Source organism: Amniculibacterium sp. G2-70, from assembly GCF_014353055.1.
Classification (GTDB): Bacteria; Bacteroidota; Bacteroidia; order Flavobacteriales; family Weeksellaceae; genus Amniculibacterium; species Amniculibacterium aquaticum.
In genome coordinates this window covers 228,903-247,903 of the sequence record NZ_CP060698.1, presented here as the reverse complement: position 1 = coordinate 247,903, position 19,001 = coordinate 228,903, and the positions used below count along the sequence as shown (strand labels likewise).

The following is a 19,001-nucleotide window of genomic DNA, read 5'->3' as shown; positions in this document are numbered from 1 at the left end:
AAAAAAATATTATGAAGAAAATTTTACTACTTTCAGCTTTTGCATTTTCGACAATGGGTTTTGCTCAAGAGCAAGTGATTTTGTCTGAAAATTTCACATCTTATCCTGCGGGTAACTTTGGAACCGATATGACTGGAGCAACTGCAGGTGTTGGTGGATGGTATACATATGGAGGGACTGGTGCTGTTGCAACAAACTTTCAAGTGGGAGTAATTGATTTAGCTCATGGGAATTCTGCTAAAATTCAAAGTGGAAATGGTTATACAGCATCCAACAATCCTAATAACAGATTTTTATTCAAACCAACTACAGGGACTGCAACTGCTGCAAATAATATATTACATGCTACCTTTAGAATATATACAGGTCCAGCAACAGGTGCAGGAGATTCAAGAGTTGTTATTTATAGCAATGATACAGACGGTAATGCAATAGCTGGAATTCGATATGACTATGCTACAAAAAAAATGTTTGCACTTGCAACTTTAGAAGTTACCTCAACAAGTGATATAGGATTTTATAATATTGCATTAGGTGCTCAAACTTTTCCTGCTAATTCTTGGATAACTTGTACACTCACTTATAATAAAACAACAGGAGCTCCAACATGGTCATATACCGATGGAACACCTGCAAATACAGGAAGTTATTCTTTAACTTTACCAACTGGCTATGCGTATGTTCCAGGACTTAATCCTTTAGAAATAGATCTTATTAATATTACTGCTACAGGGAATACTGTAGCTAATCAATCTGGTTTTGATGATATTATTGTTAAATTTTCAAATGCCACATTGTTAGGTGTAGATGATCTTAAAGACAATGCAAGTATAGAAAATCAATTGATATCAGTATATCCTAACCCAACTACGGATATACTAAACATTAAAACAAAAGACAAGTTAAAGTCTGTTTCTGTATTTGACATGTCTGGTAAAAAAATGGATGTTAAACTAAACGGAACTTCTGTAGATGTAAAAGCTTTGAGAAGCGGAGCTTACATGATTTCTGTTGAAACCAACAAAGAATCTCAATCTTTGAAATTCATTAAAAAATAATTTTTCGATTACAAGATAACAAAACTGCTGCTCTACAAATTTTGTAGAGCAGTTTTTTATGGATACAACTTTTTGTTTGTGGTTATTTTAAGCTAAATTTGTACTTTCAAAAAAAGTAAATTAAATGAGTTCGTTAATCGATAAATACAATATTCCAGGACCGAGATATACATCGTATCCCACCGTACCGTATTGGGAATCAGAAAATTTCACCGTAGAAAAATGGAAAGAATCTGTGGTGAAATCCTTCACAGAAAGCAACGACAAAGAAGGCATCTCCATTTATATCCACCTCCCGTTTTGTGAGGTATTGTGTACATTTTGTGCCTGTCATAAAAGAATTACCAAACAACATTCCGTAGAAAATCCTTATATCGCCCATGTTTTGGAAGAATGGAATTTGTATTTGGAATTGTTCAAATCCAAAGGAAACACCCAAAAACCCAAAATCAAAGAATTGCATTTGGGAGGTGGTACTCCAACTTTCTTTTCTCCCAAAAACTTAAGATTATTATTGGAAGGTATTTTTGCTAAGGCAGAAATTGCAGAACATCCTGAATTTTCTTTTGAAGGGCACCCGAACAATACCACCAAAGCACATTTGCAAACCCTTTACGACTTGGGTTTCAGAAGATGCAGCTTCGGTGTTCAGGATTACGATCCCATTGTGCAAAAAGCCATCAACAGAATTCAGCCTTTTGAAAATGTTAAAAATGTAACCGAATGGGCCAGAGAAATTGGCTATACTTCGGTATCTCACGATATTATTTTCGGATTGCCTTTCCAACATTGGGACGCAATGGAATTTACCATAAGAAAGACCCTGGAACTAAGACCGGATCGTTTGGCATTCTACTCCTATGCGCATGTGCCGTGGGTGAAAGGTGTTGGACAGAGAGGTTTTAAAGAAGAGGATTTGCCAAGTGGTGAAGAGAAAAGAAAACTCTACGAAAACGGTAAAAAATTATTAGAAGACCTGGGGTATATCGAAGTAGGGATGGATCATTTCGCCTTCGAACACGACGACCTTTATCAGTCGATGAAAAATGGAAATATCCACAGAAATTTTATGGGATACACCTCCAGCAAAACCCAATTGATGATCGGTTTGGGAATGTCTGCCATATCCGATTCTTGGTACGCATTCGGACAAAATATCAAAACCGTTGAAGAGTACCAAAATACCGTTGCCGAAGGAAAACTTCCCGTTTTCAACGGACATATTTTGAATGATGAAGATTTGATCATCCGCAAACACATCCTGAACATCATGTGCCGATTGGAAACCTCTTGGGACGAAACCAACTTTGTACCGGAGATGGCTCAGGCGGTAGAAAGTTTAAAAGAAATGGAAAAAGACGGCTTGGTAGAATTGGGTGAGAATTATTTGAAAATTACTGAAAAAGGCAGAGCTTTTACCCGAAATGTAGCCATGGCATTTGACCTAAGAATGCTTAGAAACAAACCGGAAACTCGTATTTTTTCGATGACGGTTTAGTTTTTTTAGAATTAAGAACAACAATAAAGCCTCATTTTGGATAAGTTATTCCAAATGAGGCTTTTGTGTTTCTATGATTTTTTCATCTGTTTTCCAGCATGAAGAAGGCATGAAAATTTAATTTTCTATCCTATTTCGGAATTTGTTAATAATTACCTTTAATGATGAATAAAAACATCTTAAAAAGCCTTAAAAATATAAAATTATTAATGCTTAATTCGTCATAATTTCATTATATTTGCCCACTATAAAAATTTAATGTTGTATTAAAATGCAAGGAAAAGGACTAATTACAATGATTGCGATTGTACTTGGACTGATCTGCTTGAACGAGTTTTTACCAACTTGGTATGTCAGCAATCAGGACAAGAAAATCGAAGCAGCAAAAGGTAATTTGAAGGAAATCGAGAAGATTAAAAAAGACACTCTAGATCTTGGTTTCACCAAATTATACTATTCAAAAGCCAAGGAAAAAGAAATGAAACTTGGTTTGGACTTAAAGGGAGGGATCAATGTATTGTTGGAAATCAACCAAAGAGATTTGGTAAACGATTTGGCCAACTATTCGACCAACCCGATTTTAGTAGAATCTTTAGACAAGACCGATTTGGCGATGAAAAATTCATCCAAGCCGTACATCGATGTGTTTTTTGAAGAGTTTGCTAAAGTAAACCAAGCCAAAAATACCAATCTTAAACTTGCAGATCCGGAAATCTTCGGAAATACCAATCTTACAGAAATAAAGTACAATACGACTGATGATCAGGTAAAAGCAATTGTAAAAAGAAAAATCGATCAATCTTTAGGGACTGCATTTGAGGTTCTTAGAACTCGTATTGACAAGATGGGGGCAGTACAGCCAAACATCCAACGAGTACCTGGTACAGGTAGAATCTCTGTAGAAATGCCGGGGATCAAAGATAAGGATAGAGTAATAAAAATGTTGCAGACTTCTGCAAAATTGCAATTCTGGGAAGTTCAGGATGTCAACGAAGTTTACCCTTACCTACAATCTTTGGCGGACGCTATTCCTGCTAAAGCCGATTCTATCGGAGTAGCAAAAAATACCGATTTCATGAAGTTATTGGATCTTCAATCGTTGAAAACCAACGGGGTAGCCAATGTAAAGCTTTCGGATACGGCAACGGTTAACAAAATATTAAATTCTAAAATAGCTCACAACCTTCGTCCATCCAACATCAAGTACACCCAATTCATGTGGGGATATAAGCCGGAGTCTGGTGACGAAAACAAATTGGTACTTTACGGAATCCGTGGAAACATTAACCAAAAAGCTCCTGTTGACGGTGCTGTAGAAAAAGCCAACATCTCTTATGACGAGTTGGGTAGAATAGTGGTGGATATGCAAATGGACTCTAAAGGTGCTAGAGAATGGAAACTGATGACCGAGAAAAACTTGAAAAAATCAGTGGCCGTTACTTTGGACAACCGAGTATACACTGCACCAACAGTACAAAGTGTGATCCCGAACGGTAGAACTCAAATTTCGGGTAATTTTACTCAAGATGAAGCTCAAGATTTGGTGAATGTACTAGGAGCAGGTCGTTTGCCGGCCGGTGCAAAAGTAGTTCAGGCAGATGTTGTTGGTCCATCTCTTGGGGAGCAATCCATTCAAGATGGTCTAATGTCTTTCGGTATTGCATTCGCATTAATTATTGCGTATATCGTTTTCTATTACGGTGGAGCCGGTGTGTATGCAGTAATTGCAATGGTTATTAACTTGTTTTATATTTTTGGTATTATGGATTCGGGTGACTTTACCCTAACCTTGCCAGGTATTGCAGGTATCGTGTTGTCTATGGCGATGGCGGTGGACACCAATGTAATTATTTACGAAAGAACTAAAGAAGAATTGTTCGCAGGTAAAAATATTAAGGAAGCGTATAAAGATGGTTTCAAACATGCACTATCTGCGATTATCGATGGACACGCAACCACATTGTTAACCGCTTTTGTATTGTATTTCTTTGGAACGGGGCCTATCAAAGGTTTCGCAGTTACCTTAATTATCGGTATTTTGATGACATTCTTCACATCAGTAATGTTGTCTAGAGTGATGATTTTTAGTAGATTAGAAAAAGGTAAAGGACTTTCTGTTTGGACTGCTCCAACCAAAAATATGTTTAGAAATGTTTGGATCGATTTCATTGGAAAAAGAAAATATGCCTACATTTTCTCACTAATCCTTACCATCGCTTGTTTGTTCTCCATTTTCACAAACGGATTCAAGTACGGGGTAGATTTCGAAGGTGGTAGAAATTATGTTATTCGTTTTGAAAAATCTGTAGATGCCAACAAAATCGAAGAAAGAATTACACCACTTTTTGCAACTCAAACTGGAAAAAACAATTCAGTAGATGTAAAAACATTTGGGAAAGACAACCAATTGAAAATTACTACGGATTATAAAATTGATGACGAGTCTCTAGCTGCAGACCAAGATATCGAAAAGAAATTGTTCGAAGGTCTGAAAGCGGATTTACCAGCTTCAGCAACTTTAGAACAATTCAAGTCAGCAGATTTAGGACATTACGGAATTGTATCTTCAACAAAAGTTGGACCTACCGTTGCTGATGATATTAAATTGGGCGGTACCATGGCAGTTGTTATTGCTTTGGGTGGTATCTTCATCTATATTTTATTTAGATTTAGAAAATGGCAATTCTCTCTTGGAGCTGTGGTTTCATTGTTCCACGATGCCATCATCATTCTAGGTGCATATTCATTCTTGTACAAGTGGATGCCGTTCAACATGGAGATCAACCAAGATTTCATTGCAGCCATCCTTACCGTATTGGGATATTCCATCAACGATACCGTAATTATCTTCGATAGAATTAGAGAATACCTTCGCGAGAAAAAATCCATTACATTGGCTGGATTGTTTGATGATTCCATCTCCAGTACTTTGGGTAGAACTTTCAACACTTCATTCACAACCTTATTGGTAATCGCAGCGATCTTTATTTTCGGTGGAGATAACCTTAGAGGCTTCATGTTTGCTTTGTTGATTGGTATTGGTTTCGGTACCTACTCATCCATCTTCATTGCTTCGGCTATTGCTTACGATTTCCTAAAAGGAATTGGCAAAAAAGAAGAACATGTACACGGTAGATCTACTACCAACAAAGACGAAGTAAGCAAGTAATCGTTTATAATAATTTATTAAAATCCTTCAGTTTTTCTGAAGGATTTTTTTATGTACTTTTGTGTTCGATAATTTCTATTCCTCAATCCATTGTTATTTGCTCAAGTTGTATTGCCACTCAATTTAAAAGGAACTTTTACCTACAAAGTTCCGGTAGATTTTCATGAGGTCTTACAAGTTGGGATGCGGGTCTTGATTCCTTTTCGTGGCAAGAAAGTGTACACGGGAATAGTGGTCGAAATTCATACCAACGAGCCCGAAACTTTTGTGGCTAAAGACATCATCAGCCTTTTGGACGATAGAGCCATCTTGCCCAAAGAACAAATTCAGTTTTGGCATTGGCTTTCGGAATATTATCTCTGTACCATCGGCGAAATCTATCGTTTTGCTTTCCCCGCTTCGTTAAAATTAGAAAGCGAAACATATCTAAAATTAAAAGCAAATGCCCAGATTGATTATCAAAATCTAGATGCCAACGAAATCTATCTGATTCAAGCTTTGGAAGTCAGACAACTGATTAATTTTACCGACATCGAAGCCTTTATACCGAAAAAACACATCATCAAAACCATCAATTCATTGATTGATTTACAATACATAGAGGTAGATGAAGTGATTGCGGAAAAGTACAAAGCTAAGGAAGTCGTTTTTGTAAAAATTAAAGATCCAAAAACCGTTCGTGATAACTTACCCGAAATTTTATTGTCCCTAAAACGATCGCCCAAGCAACACGAATTGTTTTTGACCATTTTGCAACACGAAACGCAACATCCCGAAAAGGAACTTAGAAAATCCAGTCTTTTTGAAGAAGGTATTTTTGCAGCCAGCCATCTGAAAGGTTTGGTCGATAAAAAATTGGTGGAAGAATTTCTAATGTCCGTACATCGATTGCCCAATTATCAAGGTGATTTAGAGGAAAAGGATCAGCTCTCTCCCGAACAGCAAATTGCTAAAATTGAGATTGACAACGCTTTTGAAGAAGGAAAAAATGTATTGCTCTACGGCGTTACGGCTTCTGGAAAAACCCATGTCTATTTAGAAAAAATTGAAGAAACGGTGGTTGCCGGTAAGACCGTTTTGTTCCTACTTCCGGAGATCGCCATAACCCAACAAATCGTTCAGCGATTAGAAAAAAAATACGGAAATCTACTTTGTTATTACCACCAAAAACTTACAGATTTTGAAAAAGTTGAAGTCTGGAAAAAAGTGAAAAATAACGAAATCCGTGTGTTGATCGGTACTCGAAATGCTTTGTTTCTACCGTTTCAGAATTTGGGCTTGGTCATTGTTGATGAAGAGCACGATTCGGCATACAGACCTCGCGAAGTTTCTCCCTATTTTAATGCCAAAGATGCGGCTTTAATATTAGCAAATTTTTATAAAGCACCTGCAATTTTAGGATCTGCAACGCCTTCTGTTGAGTCGTATTATGCAGCTGAAATCGATAAGTTGAGATGGGTAAAGTTAGAGAATCGTTTTGGAAATGTACCTTTACCAAGTTTTGAACTGATCGACTTTAAAGAAGCTTTGGAACTTAAAAAAGTAAATGGAAATTTTTCCTCAGAGATGCTCAACGAGCTTAGCCACTGTGTAGAAGATCACAGTCAGGCGATCGTTTTGCACAACAAAAGAGGGTATGCAACTGTGGTGGAGTGCGAAGCCTGTGGTCATGTTACCTATTGCTCCAATTGCGATGTGGTGATGGCGTATCACAAATCGTCCAACGAGTTGAAGTGCCATTATTGTGGGAGCAAAGCTGCAAAACCCAATCAATGTCCCAAATGTTTTTCAAATAAACTCAATACACGAGGCATTGGTGTAGAACAAATTCATGAAGAGGTTTCTAAGTTATTTCCAGATTCTGATGTGGAAAGAATGGATGTGGACGCCATGCGGAAGAAATTTGCCTATGAAAAACTTTACGAAAAAATAGAATCCGGAACAACGGATATCGTTGTAGGAACACAAATGATCTCCAAAGGTTTGGATTTTGACAAAATTGAATTGGTCTGCATTCCACGGGCCGACCAAATGCTTTATGTACAAGATTTTCGTGCCGAAGAACGAGCGTATCAACTGATCACCCAAGTATCGGGCAGGGCAGGAAGGGTTTCTGGAAAAGGAAAAGTGATGATACAAACCTACAATCCCGGCCATCCTGTTTTTTTCTTGATCAAAGAACAACACAACCAGGCTTTGGTGTACGATTATCTGTTGAAGGAGAGAAAAAAGAATCTTTATCCGCCGTTTACCAAACTTATTTTTATAGAACTTAGGCATAGAAAAGAAGATAAGGTGGAAAGAGCCAGCCGTTTTTTAAGTTCAGTTTTAGAGAAATATCTACCTCAAGAATGCATTTTTGGACCGGAAAAATCTCCCATTCCCAGGATCAATTCACTCTATCAATATCAGATTTTATTGAAATTACCAAGAGGAAAAAGATATCAAGAATTCAAATCTTTTGTATTGAAAAGTTTTGAAGAATTTGATGAGATCACCGCCTACCAAAGCATTAAAAAGGTCGTATTGGTGGACTTTTAACAAACTTTAACAGAGTTTAAAGCTTTTTAATTCTGAATATCAAGGACGGATTGTTTTTAATTAATACTTTTGACCCGTAGAAAGTTTTCATCATTTGTGTTGCTCGTGCATTTCTTGCAAAAGCACAAGAAATCTTTTATTAAGAAGGTATTTATGATTCAACTAAAAAAAGTACTGTTTTCGATCTCTCTTGTATCGAGCTCTTTATTATGGAGTCAGATTAATTTTTCAGATACAACAAGCTCTTCGGTGTACACATCAACGGCACCTACTTCAGCTCCAGTTTATGTTCAGGCTGTAGCGGTCGAAAAGCCACTCAGTCCAAAAGAACAAATAGATTTTACGCTCACCTCCATGGCCAGCGATCCGGTTTTGAAAAATGCCCATTGGGGATTTGTCGTTTACGATCCAAAAACAAAAAAAATTGTCAGTTCCTACAACGAAAGCCAACCGTTAATTCCAGCATCAACCACCAAATTACTCACTACAGAAACTGCTCTTAGCCTTTTAGGATCAGGATTTCAGTGGCTAACCCAGTTGGATTATTCGGGGACGATTGATGAAAATGGAGTGTTAAACGGAAATTTATATTTGGTCGGAAGTGGCGATCCAAGTTTGGGCACCAGCAAAGCAGGAGCTACCAGTTATGGAATGATCTCCATGGATTTTATCGCTGCTCTGGCAGAAAAAGGAATAAAAAGAGTGAATGGAGATATCATTACTCAAACTGCAGTTTTCAAAGCCAATAAAATACCAACTCTCCCGGAGAATATTGTTTGGTTGGAACACGGTGCATATTACCTCCCTGTGGGATCTAGCGCAGAGATAGATCCGGCGAAAGAAAAAATTATTGTAAAACAAAGCAATCCTTTCGCTCAAGAAAAAAGATATTTTTATGTATCGCCGTACATCAAAAAAATGGTTTATGCGGAAGAGTATCAATCGCTTCCTTTTACGACAAAACTTCCGGATGCACCTGTAGGTTTGGCCAATTCACTAAGAGCAGCCATGATAAAATCCGGAATCCCGGTTTCTGGAAAAGTTTCAACAAAAATGTTGGATACCGATCCTGAAAAAAGAATACTCATCTCAACTTACCGTTCCCCAGATTTGAATGATGTAGTTTTCTATACCAATCAGCACAGTGACAACGGTTTGGCAGAGGCAACTCTTAGGATGGTAGGCTTCCAAAAATTTGGAGATCAATCCTTGGACAGCGGAAGAAGAGCCGTGGTTGGCCATTTGCAATCTGTAGGTTTCGATATGGAAGGTCTTAATTTTGCCGATGGTAGTGGACTTTCCAGAGCTAATATGGTGACGCCCTTATCACAAGTGAAGTTTCTATCGTCTTTGATGACGACCAAATATTTCAAAAATTATTTCGATTCATTGCCCATTGCAGGACAAACCGGAACTTTGAAAAGAATGTTTGTTTACGGAAATGGAAATGGACAAATATTTGCGAAAACTGGTACTTTGAACAAAGTGAAATGTCTGACGGGATATCTAAAAACCAACTCGGGCAAGACTTTGGCATTTTCGCTTTTGGTGAATAATTATGCGGGTTCTACCGATGCTGTAAAACGAAAAATGGAAATGATATTGGAGCCGGTTTTAGGGTATTAATTATTTTTTTTAATACATGATCCTTTCAACAAAAAATTTGTTATCTTTAATTTCATAATAAAACAGCAAAAGAAAAAATATGAAAGAACATGAATTACTAATCAACAAAAAAATCTTATTAGCTCTTGTAATTATTGGTTTTGTTTTAGTTACAGTATCAATTTACCTAAAAATTATAAACAAAAATTTTTCAGAAAATTATTCTCACTTATTTCTAGGAATAGGTTTATTAATCCAATTAATTCCTTGGATAGTTGTGTTAATTGATTTAATCAGAAACCAAATTCATAATAAAATATTGTGGTTTGTAGGAATGTTTTCTTTTGGTTCACTGTGTATAATTCTTTATTTATTAAATCGAGAAAAACACTTGAGATTGTACAAGAGATTTAGAAATGTGTAATAAAACTCCTTCATCGTTTTTTACGAATAGACAATGAAATAACACAAGTGATATCCGTCTTTGACGGATGCTATGCGTAGTTATGAAGTCTTATTGTTGTAGATCCTTTGTGTCTATCCTGAAAAATCGGGACAAGCTGTAGCTTGACCAATAGATTATTTATGTGTTTTTTTGTAATACACAAAGGTTTTACTTAGAATTTCTCCAACTCAGCCAACCTTGAATGGCCAAAATGGTAAAAATAATGTATTGAATTGAGGTGATTCCCAAGCCTTTGTAGATCATCATTGGAATGCAAATAAGATCTCCGATAATCCAAAAAATCCAATTTTCTATTTTTCGTTTTGCCATCAACCACATACCGACCAGGAATAGGGAAGTGGTTATGATGTCCAACCCATTGGCCCAATCCAGATGATAAAAACCAAGCTCTGAATTTTCAAAATTAAAATTGTTGTCGATGACCGGTTTGTAATAATAAACTAATGCTACGGCAATAAGGCTCAGGACGAAGAGTAAGCAGGCGAGCCACCATTCTTTTTTTTCAGTCCACGAAACATGGACATGGACATGATCTTCTGCACTTTTGGACCATAAAATCCAACCGTAAATGCTCATTATGGTATAGTAAATGTTGATCATGCAATCCCCTAACAAACCAAAAACAAATAAGATGTAAACATACAAAGCGGTTGAAACGATACCCGTTGGATAGACCCAAATGTTTTTTTTGATGGAAAAATAGACACTTAGAATACCGAAAGTAGCTGCGATAATTTCCAATGCAATTTGAATTGGAGTATAGCTTTCATAAGGCTGTAAGAAAAGATTGTAGAAGTCCATTGATCAAATTTAAGGATTTGGGATTTCAAATTTTTAAGTTTAATAATTTTTTTTTGAAAATAATTTAGAGCCTGTGATAACTTTGGAAATGCGTGGATTTGTAGGTGTAAACTCGGTATTGTTGTGATTATTCAATAAAAAAAAGACCACCCAAAAAGAGTGATCTTAATTTAATTTTGAAAAGGTGATGGTTTATGATAAAAACATAAATTTACTTTACGATATCTCTACCGATAACCAATCTTTGGATTTCTGAAGTTCCCTCACCAATGGTGCAAAGTTTAGAATCTCTGTAGAATTTCTCTGCAGGGAAATCTTTGGTGTATCCGTAACCGCCAAAAATTTGAACGGCATTGTTGGAAATTCTCACACAAGCCTCGGAAGCGTATAACTTAGCCATTGCTCCTTCTCTGGTCATTTTTTGTTTGGCGTTTTTCAAAGTAGCCGCTCTGCGGATCAGCAATTCAGACGCATCAATTTCTGTTGCCATATCGGCCAACATAAAGTTGATGGCTTGGAATTCTGAAATGGCTTTACCAAATTGTTTTCTTTCGTTGGCATATTTTAGAGCAGATTTATAAGCGCCTCTTGCGATACCCAAAGATAGAGCAGCGATGGAAATTCTTCCTCCGTCTAAGATTTTCATGGCTTGTTTGAAACCTTCGCCAACCTCGCCCAATCTGTGGCTGTCCGGAACTCTGACATTATCGAAAATAAGTTCTGCAGTTTCTGATGCACGCATTCCTAATTTATTTTCTTTTTTTCCGGAAGTAAAACCTGGCATTCCTTTTTCCAAAACAAAAGCTGTGGAATTGTTTTTAGCTCCAATTTCTCCAGTTCTGGTCATCACCACTGCGATGTCTCCAGAAATGGCATGCGTAATAAAGTTTTTGGCTCCGTTGATGATCCACTCATCACCGTCTTTTACGGCAGTTGTACTCATCCCTCCGGAGTCGGATCCCGTATTGTGTTCTGTAAGTCCCCAAGCTCCAATCACTTTTCCTGTGGTCAATTGTGGCAACCACTTCATGCGTTGCTCTTCGTTACCAAATTCGTAAATATGGTTGGTACACAAAGAGTTGTGTGCAGCTACTGACAAGCCAATGGATGGATCTACTTGGGAGATTTCGTCCAAAATGGTTACATATTCGTGATAAGAAAGTCCAGATCCTCCGTATTGCTCAGGGATAACAATTCCCATGAAACCCATTTCCCCTAATTGGTGGAATAATTCTTTTGGGAAAGTCTGACTTTCGTCCCAATCCATGATGTTTGGCCTGATATGAGTTTCTGCAAATTCTTTCGCCGTTTGGGCGATCATTTCAATTTCTGTATTTTCAATAAACATGGTGAAAAATTTTGCCCAAATATAATTAAATTATCAGTTTTACGGATTATATCCCCTATATATTTTGCTGTTTTTTAAAATTTATTTCATTTATTTGGGGAAATAACTTGAATAAGTGAGACATTTAAAATTTTGACCCCATGATAAGTTTCTATCTTTTACAAGAGCTTTCAGTGTCTTTTATCCCCAATTTGTAAAGAATTTGATGCAGTAAACACCAATTGGACATGGAGTTTTGTAAAAGATTGGCGCCTACAAAAGCCGTTATCCAAAGCCAATTTTTGTTGTCGCTGGCGTAGGTGAGTGAGATGCTGGACAAAATGAGTATTCCTGCAAATGCGTGTGCTATTCTGTTGTACATGATTTTGAATTTTAATTTATTATTTGTAATCCTTCAAGGATTTTAAATCCTTGAAGGATTGAATTATTATTGGTCTAACCTTGAATTTTCTCCCATTTTTTCTTTTCGGTGATGTAGTAAATCAACGGAACGACAATCAAAGTCAATAGGGTAGAAACCACCGCTCCGAATACCAAAGATATCGCCAAGCCCTGGAAAATAGGGTCGAACAAGATGATTACAGCTCCTATCACAACCGCACCGGTTGTTAACAAAATTGGAGTGGTACGCACCGCACCGGCTTCTATAATCGCTTGTTTTATAGGGATTCCTTCTTTCAGTCTGATCTCGATAAAGTCGATTAACAATACCGAATTTCTCACCATAATTCCTGCCAAAGCAATCATCCCGATGAAAGATGTTGCGGTAAAGAAAGCACCCAACAACCAATGTCCCAGAACAATACCGATGAGCGAAAGAGGTATGGCAACCATCATCACAATTGGGGTTTTAAAATCTTGGAACCAACCGACAATCAGCATATAAATAATGATGACGACTACGGCAAAGGCAATCCCTAAATCTTTAAAAACTTCTAAAGTAATTTGCCACTCTCCATCCCATTTTACGGTATAATTATCCTCATTTTCAGGTTGTCCCATGTAGATTTCGTTTAGAGAATAACCTTTTGGAAGTTCTATTTTCTTTAATTTTTCTTCCATTCCAAGGATGGCATAGACTGGACTTTCCAAACCACCTGCCATATCGGCAAGGACATAAACCACCGGCATTTGATCTTTTCTGTAGATGGTTTTTTCCATTTCTGTTTTTTCAATATTAGAAATATCACTCACAGAAACCATCCCGCCCGTGCCTTTTATTTTTAGATTGGTCACTTCTTGTATGCTGGTTTGGTCGGCATTTTTCAATTTCATCACCATTTCTACAGGGTCGTTGGATTTTTCATCGTAAAGATTTCCAATAGGATGTTTCCCGGTAAGATAGGTGAGGTTGCCCACAATTTGCTGTGGTGCAACGCCGTTCAGCATGGCTTTCTCCTTGTCCGGAATGACTTTGAATTCGGTTTGAGGTGCTTCTACCATCCAATCGATATCCACAACATCATCGGTTTTCTTCAGAATGTTTTGTACTTTGTCTGCAATTTCAACCTGTTTGTCGTAGTTGGGACCGTATATTTCGGCAACGATGGTCGATAAAACCGGTGGGCCAGGTGGGACTTCAACAATTTTGACATTGGCATTGTATTTTTCTGCAATCTTCTGAATTTGAGGTCTAATTTTCTTTGCAACATCGTGGCTTTGTTCGGTTCTATCGTCTTTATTCAGAAGATTAACTTGGATGTCGGCGGTATTTCCACTGCCTCGCATATCGTAATGTCTTACCAATCCGTTGAAGGTAATTGGTGCCGAAGAACCTACATAAGATTGATAATTGACTACTTCAGGTACGGTTTTTAGATACTGTGCGATGTCTTGTGCCACAGCTCCGGTTCTTTCCAAAGTGGTTCCTTCTGGCATATCAATCACCACTTGTATTTCGTTTTTATTATCGAAAGGAAGCATTTTCACAGCTACCCATTTGGTAAAGAAAGCACCAACAGATATCAGTAAAAGTACCACCGTTATGAGCATCATGGTATTTCTTTTTTTACCAGAATCCAAAAGCGGTTGTTCTATTTTTTTATAAATTTTATAAATTTTACTGGTTTCCAAACCTTCTTCTTCCTTAAGTGCTTCGTTGTCTTTTACTTTAAGCAAGTGAAAACCAAGATAAGGCGTAACGGTAAGTGCGATAAACAAGGACAGCAACATGGCGATGGATGCACCAATCGGCATTGGACTCATGTAAGGTCCCATCATTCCGCTCACGAAAGCCATTGGCAATATCGCTGCAATAACGGTGAAAGTGGCCAAAATGGTTGGGTTACCCACTTCGTTAATGGCATAAATGGCGGCCTGTTTGAAGGGAAGTTTTTTCATGTGGAAATGCCTGTGCATATTTTCAGCGATGATGATGCTGTCGTCCACCACAATTCCGACCACAAAAACCAGAGCAAAAAGCGTAATTCTATTCAGGGTATATCCTAAAATATAATAGCTGAACAAGGTTAAAGCAAAAGTTAGAGGTACGGAGAAAAATACGACCAATCCGCCGCGCCAACCCATAGCAAACATCACCAAAACCGTAACGGCAATAATGGCAACACCTAGGTGCAATAATAATTCTGAAACTTTGTGCGAAGCGGTTTCACCATAATTTCGGGTAACTTCTACATGCACATCAGACGGAATAATATTTTTTTTCAGTTCATCTACTTTGGTCAAGATTTGTTCTGAAATCTTCATGGCATCGGCGCCTTTCACTTTAGAAATAGAAAGGGTAACAGCAGGATATTCGGATTTGTATTGCTTGCCTTTTTCCACAGCATTTCCGTATCCAAAATTGACATAATTGATAGGATCTTCGGGGCCGTCTTTTATCTGAGCCACTTGTTTTAGATAGACCGGCATGTTTTGAGAAGTCCCGATAACCAAATTCTCTACATCTTCTGCAGAATGTAAAAATTGACCAGATGTCAGCAGATATTCAGTATCATTTGCATTAAATTTTCCTGACTGAGAACTTCCGTTGTTGGCCTGTACCATTTGCATTACCGAAAGAGGATCGACTTGCAATTCGGCCATTTTATCTTTGTCCAAAATAATTTGAAGCTGACGGTTTCTTCCACCCAGAATTTTGGTCAGCGAGACATCTTTTATTTTTTTTATTTCCGAAGATATTTCTTCCGTGATGCTTCTCAGTTCATCGTCCGAGAGTTTCTCGCTCCAAAGGGTAAGTCCCAACATAGGTACATCGTCTATGGAACGGGTTTTCACCAACGGTTCCATCACCTCTTTTGGGAGGATGTTTCGGTTTTTCATCAGTTCGTCGTACAATTTAACATAGGAGCGTTCGGTATCTTCGCCCACCAAAAATTGTACAATAATCATGGCTTGACCGTTCATTGCCATAGAGTGGATGTGCTCTACACCTTTGATGTTGGAAATTACTTTTTCCAACGGCTTTACCACTCGGCTTTCTATTTCTTTGGGAGAAGCACCGGGATATCCCACCATGACATCCGCCATGGGGATGATGATTTGGGGTTCTTCTTCTCTGGGTATTAATGTGGAGCTGTACACCCCGATGATCATCAACGAAACCATCAAAAGTATGGTCAGCTTGGAGTTGATGAACATCTCGGCAATACGCCCTGCGAATCCTTTTTCCATATTATTTTTGGTTATGAGGTTATAAGGTTATGAAGTGATGATGTTATGAAGTTATGGGGTTATGAAGTTATGGGGTTATGAAGTGATGATGTTAGTTATGGGGCTATTTAGAAGATCAGTTTATAACCTCATAATTTTATCACTTTATCACTTTATCACTTTATCACTTCGTCACTCAAACACTATTTTACACTTATTTTTGCTCCGTTATACAATCTTCCGTTGGCATTGGTGATGTACTGTTCTTTGGAATTTAATCCGGCTAAAACTTCAACTTTATCGCCAAAATTTTTTCCTAATTTTACCCATCTTAATTGAGCCGTGTTTTGAGAACTGATGACATAAACGCCTGTTAGTTGTCCTTGCTCTACCACTGCAAATGTTGGTATGGTAAGGGTTTCTTGGAAATCTTGGTTTATTTTTCCGTGACTTTTAAATGGAAATTCTACATGGGCAAACATCCCCGGGAGAAGATCTTGCGTTTGATGCACATTCACTTTTACCATAAATTGTCCACCCGTATTGGCAGCCGATTTTGATACTTCGGAAACGGTACCGGAAACGGTTTTGTTGATGGATTTTAAATTGACTTTTACAGGCATTCCTTGACTCACTTGGTTGATGTTTTGCTCGGAAACCAATACCTGAACCTGCAAATTGGATGGAGATTCTATGGTCAAAATAGGCATTCCCGGACTTGCCATGTCACCTTGTTCTGCATATTTTGCGGTGATGGTTCCGGAAATGGGAGCAGAAATATGGGTGTATTTGTATTGGGCGTTGACCTCATTTTTCATTTGCTGAGCTGCTTGTAATCCTGCCGAAGCCATTTCGTATCGGGCACGCATATCGTCCAATTCTTTTTGAGAAGCCGATTGGTTTTTAAATAAATTTTGAAATCTTTCAAAATCTTTTTTTGCCGAATTGTACGCCGCTTGTGCCTGTGCAATTTGTGCGTTGGCTTGTCCGCCTTTGGCTTGAATATCCGTTGAATTGATGCTGACTAAATTTTGTCCGGCACGAACATTTTGCCCAACTTCGGCTTTTAGAAAAGTGATGTAGCCCATCATTCGGGTTGAAATATTAACCGAATTTTTAGCTACCAATTTTCCACTGGCAGTGGTATTTCCACTTTCGCTGGACTCCACGGATCTGCTTACCGATACCTCGATGGGTACTTCTTTATTGACCGATTTTTTTGCATCGTCTTTGGAGCAGCTGCTCAGTAGCAGTACGACAAGTGCAATGCTGGTGATGATGTATTTATTCATTTGTTAAATTTTAAATTTTGGATTTTAATTTTGGATTTTGTATTTTTTTGATGTCGCTCCTCCGGAGCTTTTTCAGTTTTAAATAGAACAATTTATCTATGTTCAATCGTTAGTTTCTATCTCAACTTTAAAGTAATTTAGTTTGTGTAACTATTTGGTTATTTGGAAATAATATTTCTTTTACTTTGCTATTCATCCGACAACCATCAACCATCAACCATCAACTACTTCGATTGTAAAAACTGATAATAATCCACCGCTGTGTTGTATTCGAAAATGGCCTGTTGCATTTCCAATTCTTTTTGGGACATCAGGGTTTCTGCGGTGAGCAAATCAGACGATTTTTCAAGACCTTGGTCGTAGCGGTTTTTGCGGATTCTGTAGGCTTCGGCACTTTGCTCTAAAGCGAGTTGGGTAAAAGTTACTTTATCGTCGGCATCTGCAATTTGTCTTTCAGCCTTGCTCAGTTCCAGTTGGCTTTGTTTGGTATATTGTTCAATTTCCAGCTTTGCTTTTGTTCTTTCAGATTTTATTTTTTCTTGTTCGCTTTTGGCTTTCAATCCATCAAAAACATTCCAAGAAAGCTGAAGACCTGCCAAATATCCGTTGGCATCGAAGCTGGCGATTTTTCTATCGTGCATTTCGAAAGATCCAAACGCATTCAGCCTTGGCAAAAATTTGGATTTGGATGCTTTGTCCATCCAATCGTAGGCTTCAAGGGATTTTTGATACGCCCGAATGTCTTTTCGGTTTTCGTTAAGCAAAGTTGGATTTAACAAAAAAGAATTGTTGTACACCAAATTTTCTGAGGGTTTAAAGATTTTTCCGGATTTGTCTTCGTTCAGTAAGAAAAAAAGATAATCGGAAGCATTTTTGATGTTGGAATTTGCCAATTGAAGTTGGCTGTTAATCTCGCTCAGTCGGACCTCAATGTACAAAACATCGGACTTTTGGATGATGCCGTTTTTGAAATAATTGTCGATCACTTTTTTATTTTCCAAAGTCGTTTGTTTGGCATTTTGCAGCGTTTCCTCCATTTTATACGCCAGTTGAAGCATTCCGTAGGCTTTTTTCAGTTCGAACAAAAGATATTCGTGGGTTCTTTCGGCTTTCATTTTTAGGGCTTCAACTTTTACCTCTCCTGCTTTTTTTAGGTACATCGCATCCATGTTGATAATGGGTTGTAGCACTTCGACCTTGGTGGCGAAGTTGGAAATTCCCTTAGGATTATTGAGATCATCGGGATTGAAATCCATCATGGAGATTCGTTCCTGGTTCAGTTTGGATCCGAAAGCCATGAGCGGATTGTTGGTGTGGGTAAAGGTATAAGACGCTTTGATGTCCGGTAAATAGGCCGCCCTGGAACCTAAAAGTTCGGATTGGGCAAGATTAATTTCAGCCTTTGCTAATTTTACTTGAAGATTTTCGTCCAGAGATTTGCTTTCCAACTCGGCTTTGGAAATACTAATAATATTCTGACTAAAAACAGCGGTAGAAAACACGATACTGAAAATAGAAACCAATAGTTTTTTCATTTTGTCTAATTTGATGGCAAAATTATATTGACAAAATCTATTTTACAGTGATGTTTGTTACAGAAGGAAAAAGAGA

Annotated in this window: 12 protein-coding genes; 6 read left to right on the top strand and 6 right to left on the bottom strand. The window is 37.8% G+C overall.

Translation table 11 applies throughout. The features are described 5' to 3' along the window. Nucleotides 1-11 precede the first annotated feature (11 nt). The 6 genes from H9Q20_RS01050 to H9Q20_RS01025 all read left to right on the top strand — a co-directional run bounded on the left by H9Q20_RS01050 (nucleotide 12) and on the right by H9Q20_RS01025 (nucleotide 10,295). Nucleotides 12-1,058: a T9SS type A sorting domain-containing protein gene (locus H9Q20_RS01050; RefSeq protein WP_187478085.1), complete on the top strand. Its 1,047-nt coding sequence runs from the start codon at nucleotides 12-14 to the stop codon at nucleotides 1,056-1,058. A 124-nt stretch (nucleotides 1,059-1,182) separates the two neighbouring features. After that, on the top strand, nucleotides 1,183-2,556 hold the full coding sequence (gene hemN, locus H9Q20_RS01045; protein WP_187478084.1) for an oxygen-independent coproporphyrinogen III oxidase: 1,374 nt from the start codon (nucleotides 1,183-1,185) through the stop codon (nucleotides 2,554-2,556). Nucleotides 2,557-2,827: 271 nt separating this feature from the next. Beyond that, nucleotides 2,828-5,725, top strand: a complete 2,898-nt coding sequence (gene secD, locus H9Q20_RS01040) for a protein translocase subunit SecD (protein ID WP_124641710.1) — start codon at nucleotides 2,828-2,830, stop codon at nucleotides 5,723-5,725. Nucleotides 5,726-5,815: 90 nt separating this feature from the next. Further along, a complete protein-coding gene (gene priA / locus H9Q20_RS01035) occupies nucleotides 5,816-8,266 on the top strand; it encodes a primosomal protein N' (RefSeq protein ID WP_187478083.1) in 2,451 nt (816 codons plus the stop codon). A gap of 153 nt (nucleotides 8,267-8,419) precedes the next feature. After that, on the top strand, nucleotides 8,420-9,892 hold the full coding sequence (gene dacB, locus H9Q20_RS01030; protein WP_187478082.1) for a D-alanyl-D-alanine carboxypeptidase/D-alanyl-D-alanine-endopeptidase: 1,473 nt from the start codon (nucleotides 8,420-8,422) through the stop codon (nucleotides 9,890-9,892). A gap of 79 nt (nucleotides 9,893-9,971) precedes the next feature. Then, nucleotides 9,972-10,295 (top strand): hypothetical protein, encoded by a 324-nt coding sequence (locus H9Q20_RS01025; protein WP_124641706.1) that lies wholly within the window; start codon nucleotides 9,972-9,974, stop codon nucleotides 10,293-10,295. Between the two features lie 189 nt (nucleotides 10,296-10,484). On the opposite strand, the gene pnuC is transcribed toward H9Q20_RS01025, so the two are convergent. The 6 genes from pnuC to H9Q20_RS00995 form a co-directional block, all read right to left on the bottom strand. Further along, on the bottom strand, nucleotides 10,485-11,138 hold the full coding sequence (gene pnuC / locus H9Q20_RS01020; RefSeq protein WP_187478081.1) for a nicotinamide riboside transporter PnuC: 654 nt from the start codon (nucleotides 11,136-11,138) through the stop codon (nucleotides 10,485-10,487). A gap of 211 nt (nucleotides 11,139-11,349) precedes the next feature. Beyond that, nucleotides 11,350-12,486 (bottom strand): acyl-CoA dehydrogenase family protein, encoded by a 1,137-nt coding sequence (locus H9Q20_RS01015; protein ID WP_187478080.1) that lies wholly within the window; start codon nucleotides 12,484-12,486, stop codon nucleotides 11,350-11,352. Between the two features lie 151 nt (nucleotides 12,487-12,637). Beyond that, nucleotides 12,638-12,847 (bottom strand): DUF2892 domain-containing protein, encoded by a 210-nt coding sequence (locus H9Q20_RS01010; RefSeq protein ID WP_187478079.1) that lies wholly within the window; start codon nucleotides 12,845-12,847, stop codon nucleotides 12,638-12,640. A 74-nt stretch (nucleotides 12,848-12,921) separates the two neighbouring features. Then, entirely contained in the window at nucleotides 12,922-16,119 is a 3,198-nt protein-coding gene (locus H9Q20_RS01005) for an efflux RND transporter permease subunit (protein ID WP_187478078.1), read from the bottom strand. 182 nt (nucleotides 16,120-16,301) lie between these two features. Further along, nucleotides 16,302-17,390 (bottom strand): efflux RND transporter periplasmic adaptor subunit, encoded by a 1,089-nt coding sequence (locus H9Q20_RS01000; RefSeq protein WP_187478077.1) that lies wholly within the window; start codon nucleotides 17,388-17,390, stop codon nucleotides 16,302-16,304. Nucleotides 17,391-17,614: 224 nt separating this feature from the next. After that, nucleotides 17,615-18,925: a TolC family protein gene (locus H9Q20_RS00995; RefSeq protein ID WP_124641685.1), complete on the bottom strand. Its 1,311-nt coding sequence runs from the start codon at nucleotides 18,923-18,925 to the stop codon at nucleotides 17,615-17,617. Between the last annotated feature and the right edge of the window lie 76 nt (nucleotides 18,926-19,001).